This window comes from Lysobacter sp. HA35 (genome assembly GCF_054061195.1).
The window spans coordinates 2,815,001-2,839,401 of sequence record NZ_JBSSDY010000001.1; the positions used below are offsets into that span (position 1 = coordinate 2,815,001).

A 24,401-nucleotide genomic window follows, 5' to 3' on the forward strand; every position below is an offset into this window, starting at 1 on the left:
AAATAGATCCTGAAACCGTGTGCGTACAAGCAGTCGGAGCCCGCAAGGGTGACGGCGTACCTTTTGTATAATGGGTCAGCGACTTACTGTTCGTGGCGAGCTTAACCGTATAGGGGAGGCGAAGGGAAACCGAGTCTGATAAGGGCGCATAGTCGCGGGCAGTAGACCCGAAACCGGGTGATCTAGTCATGCCCAGGGTGAAGGTCGGGTAACACCGACTGGAGGCCCGAACCCACTCCCGTTGCAAAGGTAGGGGATGAGGTGTGATTAGGAGTGAAAAGCTAATCGAACCCGGAGATAGCTGGTTCTCCTCGAAAGCTATTTAGGTAGCGCCTCATATGTATCCTCTCGGGGGTAGAGCACTGTTATGGCTAGGGGGTCATTGCGACTTACCAAACCATTGCAAACTCCGAATACCGAGACGGACTGTATGGGAGACACACGGCGGGTGCTAACGTCCGTCGTGAAAAGGGAAACAACCCAGACCCACAGCTAAGGTCCCAAATTCATCGCTAAGTGGAAAACGATGTGGAAAGGCACAGACAGCCAGGAGGTTGGCTTAGAAGCAGCCACCCTTTAAAGAAAGCGTAATAGCTCACTGGTCGAGTCGGTCTGCGCGGAAGATTTAACGGGGCTAAGCGATGAACCGAAGCTTGGGGTGCATACTTCTGTATGCGCGGTAGAGGAGCGTTCCGTAAGCCGTTGAAGGTGACTTGAGAAGGTTGCTGGAGGTATCGGAAGTGCGAATGCTGACATGAGTAACGATAATGCGGGTGAAAACCCCGCACGCCGAAAGCCCAAGGTTTCCTTGCGCAACGTCAATCGGCGCAGGGTGAGTCGGCCCCTAAGGCGAGGCTGAAAAGCGTAGTCGATGGGAAGCTGGTTAATATTCCAGCACCTCGCGTAAGTGCGATGGAGGGACGGAGAAGGTTAGGCAGGCCCGGCGTTGGTTGTCCGGGTGAGAGAGTTGAGGCGGTTCCCTTTGGCAAATCCGGGGGAGCAACGTTGAGACTAAGGACGAGCCCATTAGGGCGAAGCTGCCGATATCACGCTTCCAGGAAAAGCTCCTAAGCTTCAGCTTACGCAGACCGTACCGTAAACCGACACAGGTGGGCAGGATGAGAATTCTAAGGCGCTTGAGAGAACTCGGGTGAAGGAACTAGGCAAAATAGCACCGTAACTTCGGGAGAAGGTGCGCCCTTTTTGGTTAATAGCTGAGAAGGGCCGCAGTGACCAGGCCGCTGCGACTGTTTATCAAAAACACAGCACTCTGCAAACACGAAAGTGGACGTATAGGGTGTGACGCCTGCCCGGTGCTGGAAGGTTAAGTGATGGGGTTAGCCGCAAGGCGAAGCTCTTGATCGAAGCCCCAGTAAACGGCGGCCGTAACTATAACGGTCCTAAGGTAGCGAAATTCCTTGTCGGGTAAGTTCCGACCTGCACGAATGGCGTAACGACAGCGGCGCTGTCTCCACCCGAGACTCAGTGAAATTGAAATCGCTGTGAAGATGCAGCGTTCCCGCGGCAAGACGGAAAGACCCCGTGAACCTTTACTATAGCTTTACACTGAACGTTGAGTTCGTCTGTGTAGGATAGGTGGGAGGCTATGAAACCGAGGCGCTAGCTTCGGTGGAGCCATCCTTGAAATACCACCCTGATGTGCTTGACGTTCTAACCTGGCGCCGTTATCCGGCGCGGGGACCGTGTATGGTGGGTAGTTTGACTGGGGCGGTCTCCTCCCAAAGAGTAACGGAGGAGCACGAAGGTACGCTCAGCGCGGTCGGACATCGCGCACTGTGTGCAAAGGCATAAGCGTGCTTGACTGCAAGATCGACGGATCAAGCAGGTACGAAAGTAGGTCTTAGTGATCCGGTGGTTCTGTATGGAAGGGCCATCGCTCAACGGATAAAAGGTACTCCGGGGATAACAGGCTGATACCGCCCAAGAGTTCATATCGACGGCGGTGTTTGGCACCTCGATGTCGGCTCATCACATCCTGGGGCTGTAGTCGGTCCCAAGGGTATGGCTGTTCGCCATTTAAAGTGGTACGCGAGCTGGGTTCAGAACGTCGTGAGACAGTTCGGTCCCTATCTGTCGTGGGCGTTGGAGATTTGAGAGGGGCTGCTCCTAGTACGAGAGGACCGGAGTGGACGAACCTCTGGTGTTCCGGTTGTCACGCCAGTGGCACTGCCGGGTAGCTATGTTCGGAAGCGATAACCGCTGAAAGCATCTAAGCGGGAAGCGCGCCTCAAGATGAGATCTCCCGGGAGCTTGACTCCCCTAAAGGAACGTTGAAGACTACGACGTTGATAGGCAGGGTGTGTAAGCGCAGCAATGCGTTGAGCTAACCTGTACTAATGATCCGTGCGGCTTGACCATATAACCTCAAGACGCTTTGGGTTAACCAAAGCACCTTACCCTCGTGACACGTCACGACATTCACTGCTCGCTACATCCAACTTATTCCGCTCAGATCGCAAGGTCTGTCCGGTAACCGTCGAGAGCGTGGCGCCGAAAGGCGACCCTCCACCCTCTCCCTGGTGACCATAGCGGTGTGGAACCACCCGATCCCATCCCGAACTCGGAAGTGAAACGCACCCGCGCCGATGGTAGTGTGGCATTTGCCCATGCGAGAGTAGGTCATCGCCAGGGTCTTTATCCCGCAAACCCCCGCCTGTACATACAGGCGGGGGTTTGTCTTTGGGCGGTGTGGAATATTGGCGGTTACGCTGGAAGAAGTAATGGCGCATTGGGCTTGGCTAATGCGTACGGGGCCCGAAGTCGTCCTGGCCTGGGACGCGGCAACTGATGGCGCAGCGCCCGGTATTCGAAGGCGTCTTAGGTAGCTGCCTGCAGCTCGGCAGCGCCCGCAGCGCGTTGAGTTCCACTGGGGTGGTGGGCTAGCCGATCTCTGGTGGCTGTATTAATTAGCGCACCGTTCAAGTCGCGCAAGCAATGTGGCTCATAGCTCAGACGTCGGGTAGGCGCCTATTAGGGCGACCCGACATCCCGCGCGCCTGCTTGAGCCCGGTAATACGCGACGCCCCCGGCGCACTACCCGCGCCGTGGGTTCAATCGTCCCTTTGACCTAGGCATATGGTATCGATGTCGCGCCCTTGTTAGCAGCGCGGTCGAGCTGGCGACGCAGTGCTTGGGGTCCCTATAGTCCGGCAGGGCCTAAGTCGTCGGCCCGACGCCCAGGAGCGCCGAATTGCTCCTCGAACGTCGGCTCGGTTGGCGTTGTCGCGCCGTATGACGTTCGCGAGCGAATGTCGATGACCAAGTCCTACAAAAGGATTGCCGCATCCGCGGCCGTTGCGCTAGTTACTGTCGTGGGTGCGGCCACGGCGGGGCCGCAGTCTGAGACGGCGGGACGGATGTCCGCAGCCGAGCTGACACGGCTTAACGCCGGGTTGGCGATCAAGGTGGCGGGTGTCGACCGCGTGCCATTGCTCATCGAGGGCTATCGTCCGCTCTTTCCGGCGCCACGCGTCGTGCGAGGCCAGGCGGGCAAATGCCTTGTGCGTTTCTCGATCGGCGTCGACGGTCGGGTGGCTGACGCCAAGGGCGATGGCACGGACAAGATGATGTGTGACCACGCGATCATCGCCATGCGCTACTGGCGTTTCGAGCCGGCGCTAAAGAACGGCATGCCGACCATCGCCAGTGATCTGGCCATGCCCGTGAACTACGAGCTTCGCTGACCCGGGCGCTTGTCGCGCGGCGTTTTGGGGCCGCGACCAGCTCCATTGCCCTCTTAGGCCGACGCTACCGGGCGCCGTAGAGACAGATTTCGGAAGCGCTACAAACGCCGCGCTTATGTCCGCACCGAGTTGCTCGAAGCTGCACCGTTGCGGCCGGGCATAGCTCGCCATGTTTCGCGTCCACTGATCCGGACTGACGCGATCCTCGACCGCACAATCTTTAACCAACCGCGCTACCTCGTGGTGCGAGCATGCGCAACATCACGACTGCGCCGCCATCGCCGCCTGCATCAACAGCGCAAACACGCACACGATCCCAACCAGCCAGCTCAGGCTGCGCGCGCGCGGGAAACCTGCGACGTACAACGCGCCATGCAGCACGCGGGCAATGACGAACACGATCGCGAGCACCGAGATCCGCTCGTCCGCAACACCGGCGACATGCGCCAGGATCACACCCGCAGCAAACGCGGGGAACGCCTCGAACGCATTCAGCTGCGCCGCATTCGCGCGCTGGATTCGCGGGTCGGTCTGGCGTGCCAGCCAGGCGCGCGGTTCGCGGTTGTCGTAGCGCTCGCCCTTCGACTTGGCGATGACGGCCCAGACGTACGGCAGTGCGGCCGCGATCAGCACGCACCAGTAGGCGATCGAGATCGGCATGTCGGTTCCCCTGAGAGTCCGGGGAGACTAACCGAGCGCGTATCGCGACGGCCATGACTTCCGGCGGCCGGAATTCGCCGCATTTGCCGTTAGGCTGCCCGCTTCCAACCGGAAGGGGAATTCCGATGCGACGTCGTCTATTGCCCGCGCTGCTCGGCGGGCTGCTCATCACCGCGTCCGCGCATGCCGCGACGCCCGATCGCTGGCAGGTGCCGGTGTCGGTCAAGAAGCTCGACAACGGCCTGACCGTCGTCGTGTCCGAAGACCACAGCTCGCCCACCGTCGGCGTCTCGATGGTCTATCACGTCGGCATGCGCCTCGAGCCGAAGAACCGCACGGGTTTCGCACACCTTTTCGAGCACCTGATGTTCGAAGGCACGCCGAATGCGAAGGAAGGCGTGTTCGACAAGGTGATCACCGGTGGCGGCGGTCGCAACAACGGTTCGACGCGTCCGGACTTCACCAACTACATCGAGATGGCGCCGGCGTCGGCGCTTGAGCCGATCCTGTGGCTCGAAGCCGATCGCATGAAGACGCTCGACTTCAACCCGGTCACGCTGAAGAACCAGCAGGACGTGGTGAAGGAAGAGATCCGCGTCAACGTGAAGAACCAGCCGTACGGCGGCTTCATGTGGATCGACATCGGCCAGCAGGCCTTCAACAAGTGGGAAAACAACCACGACGGCTACGGCAGCTTCAAGGATCTGGAAGGCGCGAGCCTTGCGGATGTCGCGAGCTTCCATCGCGATTTCTACGGCCCGAACAACGCGGTGCTCGGCATTTCCGGTGACGTCACCCCGCAGCAGGCGTTCGCGCTCGCGCAGAAGTATTTCGGTGCGATTCCGGCACGCACGACGCCGAAGCGCCCGGACGTCAAGGAAGGTTTGAACACCGTCGAGAAGCGCATCCAGCAGACCGATGCGCTGGCGCAGGTGCCGGCGATCGCGGCAGCGTGGAAGATGCCCGAGCGCGGCAGCAAGGATCAGGCGGCGATGGCGGTGCTCGGCGATGTGCTCGCTGGTGGTGATGCATCGCGCTTCTATCAGGGCCTGGTCAAGGGTCGGCAGCTCGCGATCAACGTCGAGTCGCTGTACGGCCTGACCAGCCCGTGGGAATACGACGGCCCGACGCTGTTCACCGCGTTCGCGCTGTACAAGCCGAACACGACGGCCGACGCCGTGCTTGCCGCGATGGACGAGGAGATCGCGAAGGTCGCGAAGGACGGCGTCAGCGATGCCGAGCTCAAGCGCGTCAAAACCAAGATGCTCGCCGACTGGTACAACGGGCTCGAATCGTTCCTCAACCGTGCCGACACCGTCGCCAAGCTGCAGACGCTGTGGGGCGATGCAAACGTGGTCAACAAGATTCCGACGTGGATCGAAGGCGTGACCAGCGCCGACCTGCAGCGCGTGGCGAAGACGTATCTCGCGCGCACCAACCGCACCGTCATCGACCGCGTTCCGACCGCGATGGCGAAGGCCGCGCCGGCCGCACCGGCCGCCGGCAAGTAAGGAGACGACGATGAAGACGATTTCCCTGCTCGCCGCCGCCGTATCGCTGGCGATCGCCGGCGCTGCCGTCGCCGGGCCGAAGGCCGTGATTCCGGCCGACCTGCCGAAGTACGCGCCCGACCGTCCGTTGCCGGTGCCCGCAATCCAGAAGACCACGCTGTCGAACGGTCTCGAAGTGTGGATCGTGCCGCGCACGGGCATTCCGCGCGTCGATGCGGTGCTCGCGATTCGCGGCGCTGGTCTTGCCGCTGACGACGCGCAGCATCCCGGTTTCGCGAACACGCTGGCCGGCCTGCTCAACGAAGGCACGACGAAGCACGACTCCAAGGCCATCGCGGAACTCGCGCAGGGCCTCGGTGGCGGCATCGGTGCGGGCGCGAACAACGACGGCATGATGGTGTCGGCGAATTCACTGGCATCGCACGCGAACGAGATGCTCGCGCTGCTCGGCGAAGTTGCGCGTACGCCGACGTTCCCCGACAACGAAGTGAAGCTCGCGCAGGCCAATGCGCTGCAGAACCTCAAGGCCGCCGAAGCGCAGCCGGGTTTCAAGGCCGAACGCGCGCTCGCCGAAGCGGTGTACGGCGATCACCCGTACGCGCATACGCAGCCGACCGAAGCATCGATCATGTCGGTGACGCCGCAACTTCTTCGTGACGCGTATGTGCAGCGCTTCCGTCCCGATCGCGCGTTGCTGGTCATCACCGGTCCCGTCAATCGCGACGAGGCGATGCGCGCGGTGAATGCCGCGTTCGGCGACTGGGCCGCGAGCGGCACGGCACTCGCCGACACGCCGCCCGCGCCGCATACCGCGACGCCGAAGTACGTGCTCGTGCAGCGCGACGGCAGCGTGCAATCCGCGATCCGCCTCGGCCGTCCCGGCATCGCCGCGACCGACCCCGACTACGTGCCGCTGCAACTTGCCGGCACCGTGCTCGGCGGCGGTTTCAGCTCGCGCTTGATGCAGAACCTGCGCGAGGACAAGGGCTATACCTACGGCGCACGCGGCGGTTCCAGCGCACTGCGCGAAGGCGGCCGCATCAGCGCGTCGGCCGACGTGCGCAACGAAGTGACCGGCGCATCGATCAAGGAGTTCATGGCCGAGTTCAAGCGCATGGGCGACGAACCCGTGCCCGCGCAGGAACTGGAAGACACCAAGCGCTACGTCGCCGGCGGTTACCTGCTCAGCAACCAGATGCAGGCCGCCGTCGCCGGCACGCTCGCGACCAACTGGCTGGTCGGACTGCCCGCCGAATTCCTCGGCGAATACGTCCCCAAGATCCGCGCCGTCGACGCCGCCCAGGTGCAGGCCATGAGCCGCAAGTACTTCGACCCGAAGGACCAGTCGATCGTCGTGGTCGGCGACCCGAAGGCCGTCACCGAACAGCTCAAGCCGTACGGCAACTTCGAAGTCCGCACGAAGTAAGCGGCAACGCAATCGAGAAAAAGCCGCCGAAAGGCGGCTTTTTCTTTTACGCCGAGTCAGTGCGAGACCACATGCCCACCCATCGGCCGTGTTCTTAGCGAAGCAAATATTCGGCGTGTACCGCGCGAGGAGTCAGGTGCGACCAGCGGCGCACAAAGTCGCCGCATGTACTCGACCACCACGCGATCGCTTCGCCGAGTCGCCGACGAGCACCTTGCGAGCATGCATCGACGCTCATCGCAAGCGCACGCGCGACGAGCAAACCGAAGGTCGCACGGCGCATAGGCAACAAGCGACTCGAAACAACAAGTGACGAATCGCGACTGCAGTCGTAAGACCCGAAGGGCGGCGCACAGGACGTGCGCCGTCCGCACCCGAGCCAGGATGGCGAGTGTGCGGATCGTGGCGAACTCACACGATCGCGCGCTGTAGACCTGATCGGGGAAGGTGCTTTCTTTTGGTTACTTTTCTTTGCACCAGCAAAGAAAAGTAACTCGGGCGCGCCAGCGTACGAAACGCCTTTTGCTTCGCGCAACCAGCAACCAGCAACCAGCAACCAGCAACCAGCAACGAGCAACGAGCAACCAGCAACCAGCAACGAGCAACCAGCAACCAGCAACCAGCAACCAGCAACCAGCAACCAGCAACCAGCAACGACGCCAGCCGCGCCAAACAACGCCCGTCAGCCAGACCCACAAACAACGAAGCCGCCCAAAGGCGGCCCCGTCCCGACAAGAACAACCCAACCCTTACGGCGCAGCCGGCGGCACAGCCCCACTGAACCTCTGCACCGTCGCCCCCGTCACCGCCCCGATCTTCGCGCTGTCATGCACGAACAACGTCACCGGGCGCTCGAACACCAGCGCGCCGTCCACCTGCGCATTCGGCCCGATCACGATGCGCGGATCGCGCTTGTGGAAGCTGATCACCTGCATCCGCTGCTTCTCGATCGTGATCCCGCCGTGCACGTGGCTCCCGACGCCCACCGTGATGTCGCCAGTCACCGTGCGGATGCCGTGCGATACATCCGTGCCGACCAGCCCGATCGCGCCGTTCACCGTTTCGATGCCGCCGGAGATCGTGCTGCCGTTGTCGACGAAGATGCCGCCGTTCACGGTGGTCACGTCGCCGGTGATGCGCAGGCGCGTGCCGACATGGATGCCGCCATTCACCGTGGTGAGCTCGCCCACCTGCGCGCCATCGCCGACGCGGATGCCGCCGTTCACCGTCTCGGCCGAACCGGTCTGCACGTTGGCGTCGATCTCGATGCCGCCGTTGACGGTCTCGAGGCTTCCGTAGGCGCGGCCGGCCTCGGCGTGGATGCTTCCGTTGACCTTGTCGATGCTGGTGCGGTCTGCAGCTGCGGCGGACGCCGACAGCGCGAGGCCGAGGGCGAGCGGCAGGATCATCAGGCGGGTGCGCATGGCGTTTCCTCGTGGTCTGTACGTCTGGGATGCCGCGAGCCGCGCGAAGGTTTAAGGGCGTCGCGGCAGGGCGTTGATCATGCGCCGGTACAATCGCGCTTCCGCTCCCGCCGGGCACCTGCCCGAAGTCACAGGTCTGCGCCGTGTCGAACGCCCCCGCCGTGAAACCCGTTGTCCTCCTGATCCTCGATGGCTGGGGCCATCGCGACGATCCCGCCGACAACGCGCTGGCGCAGGCCTCGCTGCCGAACTGGGACGCGCTGGTGCGCGACTGCCCGAACACGCTGATCCATACCGAAGGCCGCCATGTCGGGCTGCCGGACGGGCAGATGGGCAATTCCGAGGTCGGCCACATGAACCTCGGCGCGGGGCGCATCGTCTATCAGGACCTGACCCGCATCGATGCGGCGATCGAGGACGGCACGTTCTTCGACAACGCCGAGCTGCGCGCCGCCTGCGAGGCCGCGAAGGCCGCGAGCGCGACGCTGCACGTGATGGGCCTGCTTTCACCCGGCGGCGTGCATAGCCACGAACAGCACATCTTCGCGATGCTGGAGATGGCGCATCGCCTCGGCGTCGCGAAGGTCGCCGTGCATGCGTTCCTCGACGGCCGCGACACGCCGCCGAAGTCGGCCGAGCCGAGCCTGCGCGCGCTGCAGGACGTCTGCGACCGTCTCGGCAACGCACACATCGCCACCGTTGGCGGCCGTTACTTCGCGATGGATCGCGACAAGCGCTGGGATCGCGTGCAGCGCGCATGGGATGCGATGGTCGACGCACGCGCCGCGCATGGCGCGACCGATGCGCAGGCTGCGCTCGCCGCTGCATACGAGCGTGGCGAGAACGACGAGTTCGTCGCGCCGACGGTGCTCGACGGCTACACCGGCATGCACGACGGCGATGCGATCGTCTTCATGAACTTCCGCGCCGACCGCGCGCGCCAGCTCACCGCCGCGTTCGTGCTGCCGACGTTCGATGGCTTCGATGCACGCCGTCCGCGGTTGTCGCGATTCGTCTGCCTGACCGAGTACGACGCCAAGCTTCCGGCGCCGGTCGCGTTCGGTCCGGACGATCTTCGCAACACGCTGGGCGAAGTACTCGCTGACCATGGCTTGAAGCAACTACGCATCGCCGAGACCGAGAAGTACGCGCACGTCACCTTCTTCTTCAGCGGTGGACGCGAAGACGAATATCCCGGCGAGACGCGCATCCTCGTGCCGAGCCCGAAGGTCGCGACGTATGACCTGCAGCCGGAAATGAGCTGCCCGGAAGTCACCGAAAGGCTGTGCGCGGCGATTCGCTCGGGCGACATCGATGTCGCGATCTGCAACATCGCCAATCCCGACATGGTCGGCCACACCGGCATCATCAGCGCGGCGATCAAGGCCGCCGAAGCGGTCGACATCGCGCTCGGTGCGATCCGCGCGGCGGTTGCCGACGTGCACGGCGCGCTGCTGATCACCGCTGACCACGGCAACCTCGAAATGATGCGCGACGTCGCCACCGGCCAGCCGCATACCGCACACACCGTCGGCCCGGTGCCGTTCGTCTACTGCGGCCCGCGTGGGGCGACGCTGCGCACCGGCGGCGCGTTGCGCGATGTGGCGCCGACCATGCTCGATCTGCTCGGCGTGGACGTACCGGCCGAAATGACCGGCACGAGCCTGCTGCAGGGCTGACGCATGCGCCTGCGTGTCGCGTTGCTCACGCTGATGCTGGCGTCGCCCATGATGGCTGGCGCGGCGCAGGACACGCGGGGCACCGAGAAAAAACTGCAGGCGATCAAGCGCGAACTGCAGGGCGTCGCCGCCGAGCGTCGCAATCTGGAAACGCAGCGCGGCAGCGCGAGCCAGCAACTGCGCCAGGCTGACGAACAGGTCGGACGCACCGGCGTGCAGCTCGAGACCACGCAATCGCGCATCCAAAACGAGAAGGCGCGCCTCGCGCAGCTGCGCGTCCAACAGGCGCAACTGCGCGCGACGCTCGGCGGTGCGCGGGAGGAACTGGCGACGCTGCTGCGTGCGGCGGATCGACAGGGCCCTGCGGGACCACTCAAATCCTTGCTCGCGCGTGATCGCGTCGAGGATGCGCAGCGCCTGCTCACGTATCACGCGTATCTCGAAAAGGCGCGCGCCAAGCGCATCCGCGAACTCACCGCGCAGCTCGCCGGGCTGGATCGTGTCGAAGCGGAGATCGCGCAACGCACCGGCGAACTCACCGCCGCGCAGCAGGCGCAGGCCGATCAGCTGAAGAAGCTCGAGCAGGACCGCCAGGAACGCGCCGTGCTGGTCGCGCAGCTCGACGCGAAGTACAAGGACCGCGCCGCGCGCGAGCAAGCGCTCGGCCGCGATGCGAAGGCGCTGGAATCGCTGCTGCAGAAGCTGCGTATCGCCGCGGCGAAAGCGCGCGCCGAGCAGAAACGCATTGCCGAGCAACGTGCCCGCGAAGCCGCGGCAGCCGATGCCGCCGCAGCGAAAGCCGCGCAGGCGAAGGGGCTTCCGCCACCGCCGAAACGTCCCGCACGTCCGCCGGTGCAGGTCGCGAGTGCGCCGGCGCCGCAGGTCGGTGGTCTCGGTTGGCCGCTGTCCGGCGCATTGCTTGCCGGCTACGGCGGAACGATGCCGGATGGTCGACGCAGCGACGGCCTGCTCATCGCAGCCAGTGCGGGCACCGCCGTGCATGCGGTCGCCGACGGCACCGTCGTCTATTCCGAATGGATGACCGGTTACGGCCAGCTGCTGATCATCGACCACGGCAACGGCTACATGAGCCTGTACGCGCACAACGACTCGCTGCTCCGGCAGACGGGTGCGCCCGTGCATCGCGGCGACAACATCGCCACCGTCGGCACCTCGGGCGGACAGGGTCGGCCGTCGCTGTATTTCGAGCTGCGCCGCAATGGCCAGCCGGTCGATCCCGGCACGTGGCTGCGTCGCTGAGTCGAACCCCGTCTCGACGCCGCTTTCCGAGCGGCTGGTTAACGTGCTGAACTCGACGCTTCCTCGACGGTCCCACCGTCGCCCCCGTTCCGGAGTCGCCATGCGCCGCCTGCTCGCCCTTGCTCTCCTCGCCGCGCTGCCCGTGGCCGCGCAACAGGCGCCCGCGCCCGCTACGCCGCCGAAGGAAACGCCGGCCACGCCCGCGCCTGCCGCGGATCCGCAGGCGCCCGCGAGCACGCCCGCGGCGCCGGCCGCGAAGGCTGCGGTCGCCGCCGATGCGAAGGCCGACGAAGACGCGAGCAAGGTGCCGCTCGACGAGATCCGCCGATTCGTCACCGTCTACAACGCGGTCAAGCAGGCCTATGTCGAGCCGGTCACCGACGACAAACTGATGAAGGCCGCGATCCACGGCCTGCTGCTCGACCTCGATCCGCACAGCACCTACTTCGACAAGAGCGACGCCGAGGATTTCGACGAGAACGCACGCGGCGCGTACGAAGGCATCGGCGTCGAACTGCAGCGCCAGAAGGACGGCACGCTCAAGGTGGTGTCGGCGATCGACGACACGCCGGCTGCCAAGGCCGGCTTGAAGTCGGGCGACATCATCGTCGCGATGGACGGCAAGCCGTTCGGCCCCGACCAGGGTGATACGTCGGCGCCGTTGCGCGGCGCGGCAGGCAGCAAGGTCGTGCTCACGATCGTGCGCAAGGGCGCGACCAAGCCGATGCAGATCACCGTCGTGCGCGACACCATCCATGTCGCGTCGGTGCGCGGCCGCATGCTCGAGCCGGGCTTCGGCTACGTGCGCGTCGCCGCGTTCCAGGCCGACACCGCGGCCGATTTCGAGAAGGCCCTCGACAAGCTCAAGGCGAACGGCAAGTTGCGCGGCCTGGTCATGGACCTTCGCAGCAATCCGGGCGGCCTGCTGACCAGCGCGGTGCAGATCGCCGACGACCTGCTCGACAAGGGCGGCATCGTCAGCACGCGCGGCCGCATCTCCATCAGCGACGCGCAGTTCTCGGCGACGCCGGGCGATCGCCTCGACGGTGCGCCGCTCGTGGTGCTGGTCGACGGCGGCTCGGCCAGCGCGTCGGAAGTGCTCGCCGGCGCGCTGAAGGACAACGGCCGCGCGCGCATCGTCGGGAGCCGCACGTTCGGCAAGGGCTCGGTGCAGACGGTGCTTCCGCTCGACAACGGCGACTCGGTGAAGCTCACCACAGCGCGTTATTTCACCCCGAGCGGCAAGTCCATCCAGGCGCTGGGCATCGTGCCGGACGTGGCGTACACCGCGACGCGTTCGCCGGACGACGCGCGCCTGCTGTTGTCGGAAGCGAGCCTGCCGGGTCACCTGCGCGGCGATGCCGACGACAACGAGGATGCCGGCGACGTGCTCGAAGGCGAGGGCTACATCCAGCAGGCGTTGAACGAACTCAAGCGCATGGCGGGCGTGCCGGTCGCGCCGGCGTCGACGAAGCCTGCTGCAAAGCCGGCGCCGAAGACGAAGTAATCGTCAGCGCGGCTTGCCCGGCATCGGGAACGGCGTCACCACGCGCTCGCCGGTGGTGGCGTCGCGGATCGCGGACTGCGCTTTGCGCTCGACTTCCTCGATGCGCACGATCGAATGCATCGGCAGGTGCAGCACGCGCGTATTGCCAAACTCGTCGCGCAGGCGTTCCTCGGTGGGGTCGACGACCACGCCCTCGTTGACGTCGAACACCAGCTCGCCGACCTCGGTGAAACCCCAGATCGCGCCGCTGGCGACGTGGCGGGCGTACAGCTCGTACACCTTGCCGGCGTTGAGGAAGGTCACCTTGTAGAGCGGCTTGGACATGTCGGGTTCGTTCTGCGGGGTCGCAGCGAAGTGGGGTGGCGATCGCCGCGGTTCAATAGGATGCGCCGCGCCGCGTTGCCGGCGTCAGAAGCGCGGCTCGCGCTTCATCCGGCGTTTGATCGCCTTGGCCGAGACGAGCGCGAACGCGCCGCCGAACGCGAAGCCCGCCAAATGCGCCGACCACGCCACCGCACCGAACGCGGGGCCGACGAAGGTATAGACCAGCTGCAGGCCGGCCCACAGCCCGATCAGCACCGCGGCGGGCATCCGCACGAACTGCAGGAATAGGCCCAGCGGGACCACCAACCCGAGGCGCGCGGTCGGGAATAGTGCGAGATAAGCGCCGATCAGCGCCGAAACCGCGCCACTTGCGCCGATGATGAGCCGATCGGGCGTGCCGATCGCGAGAACCGTCGCCAGGTTCGCCACCGCGCCACCGACGAGGAACAGCGTCAGGAAGCGCCACGGGCCCATCGCCCGTTCGGCCGGCACGCCGAAGATCAGCAGGAACAACAGGTTGCCGACCAGATGCGCCCAGTCCGCATGCAGGAACAGGGCGGTGACCAGCCGTGCGAGGTGCCCGTCGGCCACCGCCGCCTTGAGTTCCGGCCACGAACGCAGGTCGCCCGACAGCGCGCCCCACTGCATCACCAGCTGCTGGCGCTCGGCCTCCGGCAGCAGGATGGTCGCGACGAAGCAGCCCCACAGCACCACGAACAGCGTGGGCATGGCCCACGGCAGCGGCGGCTTCTCGCGAGGGGGAATGGCGACGAACACGGTGTGGCGGGGCGCTCCGGTCGGGCCCGGGCATCATGCGGCACGGCCCGGGCGACGCCCAGCTCCCCGCCCGATGGCCTATTGTTAGGTGAGGGTTAAAGGCTATATTCGGTCCCGCATGGTCGCCGTCAAACGGGCCAGCCACAGAAGCCGGCCCGACCGGCACAGCACAAAATTCCTTCGGAGAGAGACATGCAGAACGGCTTCATGCGCTTCACCGCGCTCGCGCTCGGCGTCGCCGGCGTGTTGACGCTGGGCAATGCCCATGCGTCCGGCTTTCAGATCCGCGAGAACAGCGTCAAGAACCTCGGCCGCGCCAACTCCGGCACGACGGTGGCGAAGGACGACGCGTCCGTGGTCTCGAACAACCCGGCCGCGATGGTCAACTTCAGCAAGGCCGCCGTCCGCGTCGACCTGACCGACATCGACCTCGATGCCGACTTCACCGGCGGCGGCACCACCGCTATCGGTACGCCGCTCAACGGCGGCAACGGCGGCGACCCGGGTGATCCGACGATCGTCCCGGCGCTCTCGGCCGTGTTCCCGCTGTCGGGCGCGCTCGACAACGTCACCGTCGGCGTCAGCGTCGATGCGCCGTTCGGCCTCAAGACCGAATACGACCCGAACTGGGTGGGCCGCTACAACGCCATCAAGTCGGACGTGAAGACTGTCGACCTCAACCTCTCGGCCGCGCTCGCGATCACCGACCGCTTCTCGATCGGCTTCGGCGCGATCGTGCAGCGCGCGGACGTCACGTTGTCGAACGCGATCGACTTCGGCACCGCCGTGTGCGCGGGCTCGGGCAACCCGGCCAACTGCGTCAACCCGGCGTACCCGTTCCACCCGCAGGGCAGCGACGGTTCGGTCGAGGTCAAGGGTGACGACACCGGCTTCGGCTGGCGCGTGGGCCTGCAGTGGCGCCCGACCGATGCGCTGAGCATCGGCGTCGCCCACCGCTCGGAAATCGACCACAACCTGCAGGGCGACGCGGACTTCACCGTGCCGTCGGCGATCGCTGCGATCCCGACCATCGCCGCGACCTACCGCGACCAGGGCATCTCCGCGCCGCTGACCACGCCGAGCACCACGACGGTGTCGGTGCAGTACGACTTCAGCGACAGCTTCCGCCTGATGGCCGACTACCAGGCCACCGATTGGCATTCTCTGCAGTCGGTGAAGATCTTCACTGCCGGTGGCGGCGTGCTCGGCAACGAGCCGTTCCAGTGGAAGGACACGAACTTCTACTCGCTCGGCGGCGAATGGGATCTGAGCCCGTCATGGACGCTGCGCGCCGGTATCGCGAAGGACGAGTCGCCGACCAACGACAAGTACCGCACGCCGCGCCTGCCGGACAAGGATCGCAAGATCTTCTCGATCGGCGCGACCTGGAACGTCAGCGATGCGTTCAGCGTCGATGCGGCCTACATGCGCATCAACGTCGACGATCCGACCATCAACGGCGCGACCTCGTCGAGCAGCTCGAAGCTGACCGGCGTGTTCAATGCGCATGCGGATCTGTTCGGTGTGGCGGCGCAGTTCAAGTTCTAATTCGCTGCAATCGCATTACGAGAAAGCCCCGCTTCGGCGGGGCTTTTTCTTTTGGGCACGTGCGAGTTCTTTCTTGATTGCTCGGCTGCTCGGCTGCTCGGTTGCGTTGAAGCCAGAGCGTTTCGTGCGCTGCGCGCCCGAGTTACTTTTCTTTGCTGGTGCAAAGAAAAGGTAACCAAAAGAAAGCACCTTCCCCGATCAGGTCTACAGCGCGCGATCGTGTGAGTCTTCCACGATCCGCACACTCGCCATCCTGGCTCGGGTGCGGACGGCGCACATCCGTGTGCGCCGCCCTTCGGGTCTGGCGATTGATGTGGTTGTCGGGAGATTTAATGTGTGGCTGCGTCGCGCTCGTGCGCGCTTCGCTGTGTCGCGATCAACGTTCGATCGGTGTGGTTGTATTCGACCACCGGTGCCGCCGCGAGCCGAGCGACTGCCTCTGCCAGCGCCGCAATCGCTCTACGTCGGCAAGCGTCGAAAAGAAAAAGCCCCGCATTCGCGGGGCTTTTGTGCATCGGCGTTGCGTGCGTCAGTCGCCCAGCGTCAGCAGCGATGCATTGCCGCCCGCCGCGGTCGTGTTGACGGTGATCGTCTTCTCGGTCGCGAAGCGTGGCAGGTAGTGCGGGCCGCCAGCTTTCGGGCCGGTGCCGGAGAGGTTCTGCCCGCCGAACGGCTGCACGCCGACCACCGCGCCGATCTGGTTGCGGTTGACGTAGCAGTTGCCGACCTTGATGCGGCTCGCGATCTTGTCGATCGTCGCGTCGATGCGCGAATGCACGCCGAGCGTCAGGCCGTAGCCGGTGGCGTTGATCGCATCGATCACCGCGTCGAGCTGGTCGGCCTTCCAGCGGATCACGTGCAGCACCGGGCCGAACACTTCGCGATGCAGCTGGTCGAGCGAGCGCAGTTCGTACGCGCGTGGCGCGAAGAAGCTGCCGTGCGCGGCGTTCTCGCCGAGGCCGACTTCCGCGATCTTCGCGACCGCTTCCTTGTCCATGCGTGCGGCGTGTTCCTTCAGCACGCGCAGTGCGTCTTCGTCGATCACCGGACCGACGTCGGTCGACAGCAGACCCGGGTCGCCGACGACCAGCTCGGCCATCGCGCCGGCAAGCATCTTCGTCACCTTGTCGGCGATGTCGTCCTGCACGAACAGCACGCGCGCGGCGGAGCAGCGCTGGCCGGCCGAAGTGAACGCCGAGCCGATCGCATCCTTCACCACCTGCTCGGGCAGCGACGACGAATCGGCGATCAATGCGTTCTGGCCGCCGGTCTCGGCGATCAGCACGCCGATCGGTGCGTTCTCGCGTGCGGCGAGCGCACGGTTGATCGCACGTGCGGTGTCGGTCGAGCCGGTGAACGCGACGCCGACGATGCGTTCGTCGCGCGTCAACGCGGCACCGACCGTCGCGCCGTCGCCCGGCAGGAACTGCAGCACGGCTTCCGGCACGCCGGCTTCGTGCAGCAGCTTCACCGCGGCGAAGCCGACGAGGTTGGTCTGCTCGGCGGGCTTCGCGATCACGCAGTTGCCCGCGGCGAGCGCGGCGGTGATCTGGCCCATGAAGATCGCGAGCGGGAAATTCCACGGCGAGATGCACACGAACGTGCCGCGGCCCGACAGCTGCAGCGTGTTCGATTCACCGGTCGGGCCGGGCAGGGCTTCCGGTTTGAACAGCGCGCGCGCCTGTTCTGCGTAGTAGCGCAGGAAATCGACCGCTTCGCGCACTTCGGCGATGCCGTCCGGAATCGTCTTGCCCGCTTCCTTGGTGCACATCGCGATGTACGCCGGCATGCGCTGCTCGAGCAGGTTCGCCGCGTGCTCGAGGATCGCCGCGCGGCTCGCGGCCGGCGTCGTGTTCCATGCATCGTGCGCGGCGCTCGCATTCGCAAGTGCGCGTTCGACCAGCTGCGTATCGGCAGCGATCCAGTGGCCCACCACTTCACGACGATCCGACGGATTCGTCACCGTGATGCGCTCGCCCGACGCCTTCGCGCCCGCGACGAGCGGCTCCGCGAACCACGGCTGCGCGGCCGCGGCATTGACCTGGTCGGCGAGTGCGCGCAGCGCGTCGTCGTTGGCGAGGTTCACGCCCATCGAATTGCTCCTGGAAATGCCAAAGCTGCGGTAGAGATCGACCGGCAGCGGAATGCGGGGATGCGGGATCGATTCGAACTGCGACACGACGTCGATCGGATCGCGGATGAGTTCGTCGACCGGAATCGATTCGTCGGTGATGCGGTTGACGAAGCTCGAGTTCGCGCCATTCTCGAGCAGGCGCCGCACGAGATACGGCAACAGGTCTTCGTGCGAGCCGACCGGCGCATACACGCGACACGGCACGTTCAATCGATCGGTCGGAATCACTTCGGCATACAGGTCGTCGCCCATGCCGTGCAGCTTCTGGAACTCGAACGCGCGACCGGCCGCCATGCCATGCACGTGCGCGATGGTCTGCGCGTTGTGCGTGGCGAACATCGGGTAGATCGCATCCGACGAATCCAGCATCTTGCGGGCGTTCGCGACATAGCTGACGTCGGTGTTCGGCTTGCGCGTGAACACCGGATAGCCCGGCATGCCGTCGACCTGCGCGCGCTTGACCTCTGCGTCCCAGTACGCGCCCTTGACCAGCCGCACCGGAATGCGACGACCAGTGCGACGCGCGAGATCGGCGATGAAATCGATCACCTCCGGGCAGCGCTTGGAATACGCCTGGATCGCGAGGCCGAAGCCTTCCCAGCCGGCGAGCGATGCATCCGAATACGCACCGGCGATGACGTCGAGCGAGAGTTCGAGACGATCGGCTTCCTCGGCATCGACAGTGAAGCCGATCGCGTACGACTTCGCGAGCTGCGCGAGTTCCAGCACGCGCGGCGTCAGCTCGGCGGCGACGCGCGCGCGCTTGGCGTGCTCGTAGCGCGGATGCAGCGCGGACAGCTTCACCGAGATCGACGGCGCGGCGAATACCGCGACCGCGTTCGATGGATCGACCGTGCCTTCCTTCGCCGCATGCTTGCCGATCGCATGGATCGCCATGCGATACGCGTTGAGATAACGGTCGGCGTCGGCCTGCGTGAGCGCGGCTTCGCCGAGCATGTCGAACGAATAGCGGTAGGCCGCGTTGTCGCCCTTGCGCGACCGCGCGAGCGCTTCGTCGATGGTTCGGCCCATGACGAACTGGTGGCCCATGATGCGCATCGCCTGGCGCACGGCGAGGCGGATGACGGGTTCGCCGACGCGTCCGACCAGGCGCTTGAAGGCACCGTGCACGTCGCGCTTGGTGTCGTCAGCGAGGTCGACCAGGTGGCCGGTGAGCATCAGGCCCCAGGTAGACGCGTTGACCAGCACCGACGGCGACTGGCCCATGTGCCGCTTCCAGTCGGCATCGCCGAGCTTGTCGCGGATCAGGCGGTCGGCGGTCTCGGTGTCCGGAATGCGCAGCAGGGCCTCGGCCACGCACATCAGCAGCACGCCTTCCTCGCTGCCGAGGTCGTACTGGCGCATGAAGGCCTCGATTGCGCCCTGGTCGGTCGCGCGGCGGCGAACGCGGGTGACCAGGTCGGCGGCGGTGGCCTTCACGGCGGCGCGGTCGGCCTCCGGCAGGCGGGCGAGGTCGAGCAGGCGGCGGACGTGGGCGGCCTCGTCGCGCACCCAGCCGGCGGTGATGGCGGCGCGCGGGCCCGGCGGGGGGGCGGGCAGCTCGGGCGCGATCAGGACGTGCACCGGTGTACCGGGCACGGCGGGGGACGGAGTCGACATCGGATCCCAACAACTGCGACGGAAGCCGCGTAGTCTAGCGATCGCGCCCTCGCGGGTCGCGCGGAATGCCCGGCGGATACGGCTTTCGCGACCGCTTTTGCTTGCCGGGTCCGGCGTGCAGGGCTAACATTTCTCGGTTTCCATAACGCTCTGGCTCCGGCCAGGAGGCGGGCCGTCCCGGTCCGTCGGCGGCTCCCTTTCCTCCCGTCGATCGCGCTGGCGCGCGACGCAGGACGGCAGCCGGCGGAAAATCCGAATTCACGCCAATTTGCTGATCTGGGGCTCCATCTGATGAAAGCCGGTCGTATCAAGCAGTGGGCTGCGGGCCTGGTCGCCCTCACCCTGCCGGTCCTCGCCATCGCGCAGCAGCATCCGGGCGATCCGACCAGTCCGCATCGCTGGCAGCTCAATATGCGCGAGGGCGTGACGCAGATCTCGCACAACGCCTATTCGGCGCACATGCTCGCGCTGTGGATCTGCGTCGCCATCGGCATCCTCGTGTTCGGCGCGATGGCCGTGGCGATGGTGAAGTTCCGCAAGTCCAAGGGCGCGGTGCCGGACGTCGACTTCACGCACAGCACGAAGCTCGAAATCCTCTGGACCGTCATCCCGATCGTGATCCTGGTCGGCATGGCGTTCCCGGCGACGCACAAGCTCATCAACATGTACGACGTCCGCCAGTCCGAGATGACCATCAAGGTCACCGGCTACCAGTGGATGTGGAAGTACGACTACCTCGGCCAGGGCGTCTCGATGACGAGCCGCCTCAAGCGCGAGAGCGACGCGATGCGCCAGAGCGGCAAGGTGCCGACCGCGGAGACGAACCCGAACTACCTGCTCGAGGTCGACAACGAGCTGGTCGTCCCGACCAACACCAAGATCCGCTTCGTGGTCACCGCCGACGACGTGATCCACGCGTGGTGGGTGCCGTCGCTGGGCTGGAAGCAGGACGCCATCCCGGGCGAGATCAACGAGGCCTGGGCGCGCGTCGACCAGCCGGGCATCTACCGCGGCCAGTGCGCCGAGCTCTGCGGCAAGGACCACGGCTTCATGCCGATCGTCGTGCGCGCCGTGCCCAAGGCCGAGTTCCAGCAGTGGCTGGCCTCGCGCCAGCCGCAGCCGGCCGCTGCGCCTGCCGCGCCTGCGGCTCCGGCCGCCGCGCCGTCGACGCCGGCCACGACCTCGCAGCCGGCCACCGCCGCCGCCCCGAATACCGACGCCACGACCGCTCCGGTCGCCGGCTGATCGCACCGAATACGCAGAGGTAGTCCCAATGGCTGTCACGCATCCCGTCGCCGACCATCATTCCGATGAGCACGGCCACCAGCAGGGCTTCATCGAGCGCTGGTTCTTCTCGACGAACCACAAGGACATCGGAACGCTGTACCTGATCTTCTCGTTCACGATGTTCATCGTGGGCGCGTTCCTGTCGGTGCTGATCCGCGCCGAGCTGATGAAGCCGGGCCTGCAGTACTTCGATCCGATGCTGTTCAACTCGTTCACCACCATGCACGCGCTGGTGATGATCTTCGGCGGCGTCATGCCGGCCTTCGTCGGCCTCGGCAACTGGATGATCCCGCTGCAGATCGGCGCGCCCGACATGGCGCTGCCGCGCATGAACAACTGGTCCTTCTGGATCATGCCGTTCGCGTTCACGCTGCTGCTGATGACGTACTTCCTGCCGGGCGGCGCGCCCGCCGGCGGCTGGACGATGTATCCACCGCTGTCGCTGCAGGGTGGCTACAACGTCGCGTTCCTGGTGTTCGCCGTCCACCTGATGGGCATCAGCTCGATCATGGGCGCGATCAACATCATCGCCACCATCCTCAACATGCGCGCACCGGGCGTCGACCTGCTGAAGATGCCGATCTTCGTGTGGACGTGGCTGATCACCGCGTTCCTGCTGATCGCCGTGATGCCGGTGCTCGCCGGCGCGGTGACGATGCTGCTGACCGACAAGTACTTCCACACCAGCTTCTTCAACGTGGCTGGCGGCGGTGACCCGGTGATGTTCCAGCACATCTTCTGGTTCTTCGGTCACCCCGAGGTCTACATCATGATCCTGCCGGCGTTCGGCATCGTGTCGGAAATCATCCCGACCTTCAGCCGCAAGCCGCTGTTCGGTTACCAGGCCATGGTGTACGCGACCGCGTCCATCGCGTTCCTCTCGTTCATCGTGTGGGCGCACCACATGTTCACCGTCGGCATGCCGCTCGGTGGCGAGATCTACTTCATGTTCGCGACGATGCTCATCGCGATCCCGACCGGCGTGAAGGTGTTCAACTGGGTCACCACGATGTGGCGCGGTTCGCTGTCGTTCGAAGCGCCGATGAAGTGGGCGCTCGCGTTCGTCATCCTGTTCACCATCGGCGGTTTCTCGGGCCTGATGCTCGCGATCGTGCCGGCGGACTTCCAATACCACGACACCTATTTCGTGGTGGCGCACTTCCACTACGTGCTGGTGACCGGCGCGCTGTTCTCGATCATCGCGGCCACGTACTACTGGTGGCCGAAGTGGACCGGCAAGATGTACAGCCAGAAGCTCGCGGGCTTCCACTTCTGGTGGTCGATCGTGTTCGTGAACCTGCTGTTCTTCCCGCAGCACTTCCTCGGCCTCGCCGGCATGCCGCGCCGCATCCCCGACTACAACGTCGTGTTCGCGGACTGGAACCTCGTCAGCTCGATCGGTGCGTTCGGCATGTTCGCCACGCCCTTCATCATGCTGTTCGTGCTCTGGCATTCGAAGAAGTACGGCGAGCCGGCGACGGCGCGCGTGTGGGAAGGTGCGAAGGGCCTGGAGTGGACCGTGCCGAGCCCGGCGCCGCACCACACCTTCACCGTGCCGCCGGTGATCCGCGACGGCGACCTCGCCCACGGCGACATCACGCACTGATTCCGTCGACCGAATGACCGGCCCGACCGCCCCGCGTACACCCGACGACCCGCGCACCGCGCGGGCGCGTCGTACCGCGTTGTGGTTCGGGCTGTTCGCGGTCGCCGTGTTCGTCGGCTTCATCGCGTTCACCGCACTCACCCGATGACCGCCGACGCGCGCAATTCCGGCTGGGGCAAGCTGGTGGCGGTGTCGCTGCTGGCCTTCGGCTTCACCTTCAGCCTGGTGCCGCTGTATCGCATCGCCTGCGAGAAGGTGTTCGGCATCAAGCTCGCGCAGGGTCCGCAGCGCGAAGGCGGTTCCGGTGCGGTCGGCACGCGCTGGGTGACGGTCGAGTTCGACGGCAACGTCAACTCCAAGCTCGACTGGCAGTTCCATCCGGACCGCATGTCGATGCGCGTGCAGGTCGGCAAGCCCTACGAGACGACCTACTTCGCGAAGAACGATGCGACGCGTCCCATCGTGGGCAGCGCCGCGCCGTCGGTCGCGCCGTCGCGTGCGTCGAAATACTTCGTCAAGACCGAATGCTTCTGCTTCACCGCGCAGACGCTCGCCGCGGGTGAATCGCGCGAGATGCCGGTGCGTTTCATCGTCGATCCGGCGCTTCCGCCGGACATCTCGACGCTCACGTTGTCCTATACCTTCTTCCGCAACGATACGTTGACCGCACGCCTCGGGCCTACGCCCGCCGGTGTCGGCGCGGCGCCGTGACTGCGGAACCTTGAATCACGACCTACGGAACGCCGACATGGCCCACGCCCATCCCACCGATCGCAACGTGTATTTCGTGCCGCACAGCAGCCGCTGGCCGTTCCTCGGCTCGATCGCGCTGTTCGTCACGATGATCGGCTTCGCCAGCTGGCTCAACGAGCTCTCGTGGGGCCGCCCGGTGTTCCTGGCGGGCGTCGCTCTGGTGATGGCCGTGCTCTTCATGTGGTTCCGCGACGTGATCCGCGAGTCGATCACCGGCAACTACAACCGCCAGGTGGACATCTCGTTCCGCATGGGCATGGTGTGGTTCATCTTTTCGGAAGTGATGTTCTTCGCCGCGTTCTTCGGCGCGCTGTTCTACACCCGCCAGTACTCGCTGCCGTGGTGGGGCGGCGAAGGCGACGGCGCGGCGACGCACGCGCTGCTGTGGCAGAACTTCAGCGCCGGCTGGCCGAACAACGGCCCGGGCGCAGTCGGCGGCGAGTTCCGCACGATCCCCGCTTGGGGCCTGCCGCTGGTCAACACGCTGATCCTGCTGACCTCGGGCAGCACCGTGACCGCCGCGCACCACGCGCTCAAGGCCGGCCACCGCAAGTCGCTGCTGGTCTGGCTCGGCCTGACCGTGCTGCTGGGCTGCACGTTCCTGTACTTCCAGTCGACCGAGTACGCCGAGGCCTACAAGGAGCTCAACCTGACGCTGGGTTCGGGCATCTACGGCTCGACGTTCTTCATGCTGACCGGCTTCCACGGCCTGCACGTCACGCTGGGCACGATCATGCTGGCGATCATCTGGCTGCGTTGCGCCAAGGGCCACTTCGATCGCGACAACCACTTCGCGTTCGAAGCGGTGGCCTGGTACTGGCACTTCGTCGACGTGGTCTGGCTGGGCCTGTTCCTGTTCGTCTACGTGCTCTAAGCACCGCGACGCAGGATGCGACGACGGGCCGGCACTCGCCGGCCCGTTGGCGTCTGGGGGATGCGGTCAGGCGTCAGTGCGAGGGGTTGGAACCGACGCCGTGCAGGTCGATCCAGCCCATCCACGCGGCGAAGGCGACACCCAGGAACAGCACGACCGACAGCACGATGCGACGGGTCAATGCATTGACGGTGCGCTTGCTGCCGCCCTTGTCGACCAGCATGTAGTACAGCCCCGCGCCGAGGTTCCAGATGATCGCGATCAGGAACGCAATGACGATCAGCGTTTTCAGCGAATGGCTCACGCG

The 24,401-nt window shown here is 65.3% G+C and carries 18 protein-coding genes and 2 rRNA genes (1 of these 20 cut by a window edge); 14 read left to right on the forward strand and 6 right to left on the reverse strand.

The genetic code is table 11. The annotated features are described in order from the left end of the window. The 3 genes from ACVWZN_RS13670 to ACVWZN_RS13680 form a co-directional block, all read left to right on the forward strand. Positions 1–2,379 (forward strand): 23S ribosomal RNA (locus tag ACVWZN_RS13670) (it extends 486 nt beyond the left edge of the window). Between the two features lie 157 nt (positions 2,380–2,536). Then, positions 2,537–2,652, forward strand: a 5S ribosomal RNA gene (gene rrf / locus ACVWZN_RS13675). A gap of 623 nt (positions 2,653–3,275) precedes the next feature. Further along, complete coding sequence (locus ACVWZN_RS13680; protein WP_456954295.1) at positions 3,276–3,704, forward strand: energy transducer TonB; 429 nt, start codon at positions 3,276–3,278, stop codon at positions 3,702–3,704. A 261-nt stretch (positions 3,705–3,965) separates the two neighbouring features. On the opposite strand, the gene ACVWZN_RS13685 is transcribed toward ACVWZN_RS13680, so the two are convergent. Beyond that, a complete protein-coding gene (locus tag ACVWZN_RS13685; RefSeq protein ID WP_456954296.1) occupies positions 3,966–4,364 on the reverse strand; it encodes an MAPEG family protein in 399 nt (132 codons plus the stop codon). Between the two features lie 125 nt (positions 4,365–4,489). On the opposite strand from ACVWZN_RS13685, the gene ACVWZN_RS13690 reads away from it, so the two are divergent. Together ACVWZN_RS13690 and ACVWZN_RS13695 are read left to right on the forward strand one after the other, a co-directional pair. Continuing rightward, positions 4,490–5,875: a M16 family metallopeptidase gene (locus ACVWZN_RS13690; protein WP_456954297.1), complete on the forward strand. Its 1,386-nt coding sequence runs from the start codon at positions 4,490–4,492 to the stop codon at positions 5,873–5,875. 10 nt (positions 5,876–5,885) lie between these two features. Continuing rightward, the gene (locus tag ACVWZN_RS13695; RefSeq protein ID WP_456954298.1) at positions 5,886–7,301 is read left to right on the forward strand and encodes a M16 family metallopeptidase; all 1,416 of its coding nucleotides are present in this window, start codon (positions 5,886–5,888) and stop codon (positions 7,299–7,301) included. A gap of 749 nt (positions 7,302–8,050) precedes the next feature. Here ACVWZN_RS13695 and ACVWZN_RS13700 read toward each other — a convergent pair. Continuing rightward, complete coding sequence (locus ACVWZN_RS13700; protein ID WP_027084100.1) at positions 8,051–8,725, reverse strand: hypothetical protein; 675 nt, start codon at positions 8,723–8,725, stop codon at positions 8,051–8,053. Positions 8,726–8,886: 161 nt separating this feature from the next. On the opposite strand from ACVWZN_RS13700, the gene gpmI reads away from it, so the two are divergent. From gpmI to ACVWZN_RS13715, 3 genes are all read left to right on the forward strand, one after another. Then, positions 8,887–10,404, forward strand: a complete 1,518-nt coding sequence (gene gpmI / locus ACVWZN_RS13705; RefSeq protein ID WP_456954299.1) for a 2,3-bisphosphoglycerate-independent phosphoglycerate mutase — start codon at positions 8,887–8,889, stop codon at positions 10,402–10,404. Between the two features lie 3 nt (positions 10,405–10,407). Continuing rightward, a complete protein-coding gene (locus tag ACVWZN_RS13710; RefSeq protein ID WP_456954300.1) occupies positions 10,408–11,664 on the forward strand; it encodes a murein hydrolase activator EnvC family protein in 1,257 nt (418 codons plus the stop codon). Positions 11,665–11,764: 100 nt separating this feature from the next. Then, the gene (locus ACVWZN_RS13715) at positions 11,765–13,171 is read left to right on the forward strand and encodes a S41 family peptidase (protein ID WP_456954301.1); all 1,407 of its coding nucleotides are present in this window, start codon (positions 11,765–11,767) and stop codon (positions 13,169–13,171) included. A gap of 3 nt (positions 13,172–13,174) precedes the next feature. Here ACVWZN_RS13715 and ACVWZN_RS13720 read toward each other — a convergent pair whose 3' ends face one another. Together ACVWZN_RS13720 and ACVWZN_RS13725 are read right to left on the reverse strand one after the other, a co-directional pair. Continuing rightward, positions 13,175–13,495 carry a DUF1820 family protein gene (locus tag ACVWZN_RS13720; protein ID WP_407910089.1) on the reverse strand — a complete coding sequence of 107 codons (321 nt, stop codon included), beginning with the start codon at positions 13,493–13,495 and terminating at the stop codon, positions 13,175–13,177. Positions 13,496–13,579: 84 nt separating this feature from the next. Continuing rightward, entirely contained in the window at positions 13,580–14,272 is a 693-nt protein-coding gene (locus ACVWZN_RS13725; RefSeq protein ID WP_456954302.1) for a rhomboid family intramembrane serine protease, read from the reverse strand. A gap of 192 nt (positions 14,273–14,464) precedes the next feature. Here ACVWZN_RS13725 and ACVWZN_RS13730 point away from each other — a divergent pair, with 192 nt between their 5' ends. Beyond that, positions 14,465–15,820, forward strand: a complete 1,356-nt coding sequence (locus ACVWZN_RS13730) for an OmpP1/FadL family transporter (RefSeq protein ID WP_456954303.1) — start codon at positions 14,465–14,467, stop codon at positions 15,818–15,820. A gap of 529 nt (positions 15,821–16,349) precedes the next feature. Here the strand turns inward: ACVWZN_RS13730 and putA are convergent. Next, the gene (gene putA, locus ACVWZN_RS13735; protein ID WP_456954304.1) at positions 16,350–19,574 is read right to left on the reverse strand and encodes a bifunctional proline dehydrogenase/L-glutamate gamma-semialdehyde dehydrogenase PutA; all 3,225 of its coding nucleotides are present in this window, start codon (positions 19,572–19,574) and stop codon (positions 16,350–16,352) included. Positions 19,575–19,865: 291 nt separating this feature from the next. On the opposite strand from putA, the gene coxB reads away from it, so the two are divergent. Genes coxB through ACVWZN_RS13760 form a run of 5 tightly spaced genes read left to right on the forward strand, consistent with a single transcriptional unit; the run spans position 19,866 to position 24,094 of the window. Continuing rightward, positions 19,866–20,819: a cytochrome c oxidase subunit II gene (gene coxB, locus ACVWZN_RS13740; RefSeq protein WP_456954305.1), complete on the forward strand. Its 954-nt coding sequence runs from the start codon at positions 19,866–19,868 to the stop codon at positions 20,817–20,819. A gap of 28 nt (positions 20,820–20,847) precedes the next feature. After that, the gene (ctaD, locus tag ACVWZN_RS13745; protein ID WP_027084092.1) at positions 20,848–22,467 is read left to right on the forward strand and encodes a cytochrome c oxidase subunit I; all 1,620 of its coding nucleotides are present in this window, start codon (positions 20,848–20,850) and stop codon (positions 22,465–22,467) included. Between the two features lie 13 nt (positions 22,468–22,480). Further along, a complete protein-coding gene (locus ACVWZN_RS13750) occupies positions 22,481–22,615 on the forward strand; it encodes a hypothetical protein (protein WP_456954306.1) in 135 nt (44 codons plus the stop codon). Further along, positions 22,612–23,178 (forward strand): cytochrome c oxidase assembly protein, encoded by a 567-nt coding sequence (locus ACVWZN_RS13755; RefSeq protein ID WP_456954307.1) that lies wholly within the window; start codon positions 22,612–22,614, stop codon positions 23,176–23,178. The genes ACVWZN_RS13750 and ACVWZN_RS13755 overlap by 4 nt, the downstream gene beginning before the upstream one ends. Positions 23,179–23,215: 37 nt before the next feature. Further along, complete coding sequence (locus ACVWZN_RS13760; RefSeq protein ID WP_027084090.1) at positions 23,216–24,094, forward strand: cytochrome c oxidase subunit 3; 879 nt, start codon at positions 23,216–23,218, stop codon at positions 24,092–24,094. Positions 24,095–24,167: 73 nt separating this feature from the next. On the opposite strand, the gene ACVWZN_RS13765 is transcribed toward ACVWZN_RS13760, so the two are convergent. After that, entirely contained in the window at positions 24,168–24,398 is a 231-nt protein-coding gene (locus ACVWZN_RS13765; RefSeq protein WP_027084089.1) for a twin transmembrane helix small protein, read from the reverse strand. Positions 24,399–24,401: the final 3 nt, after the last annotated feature.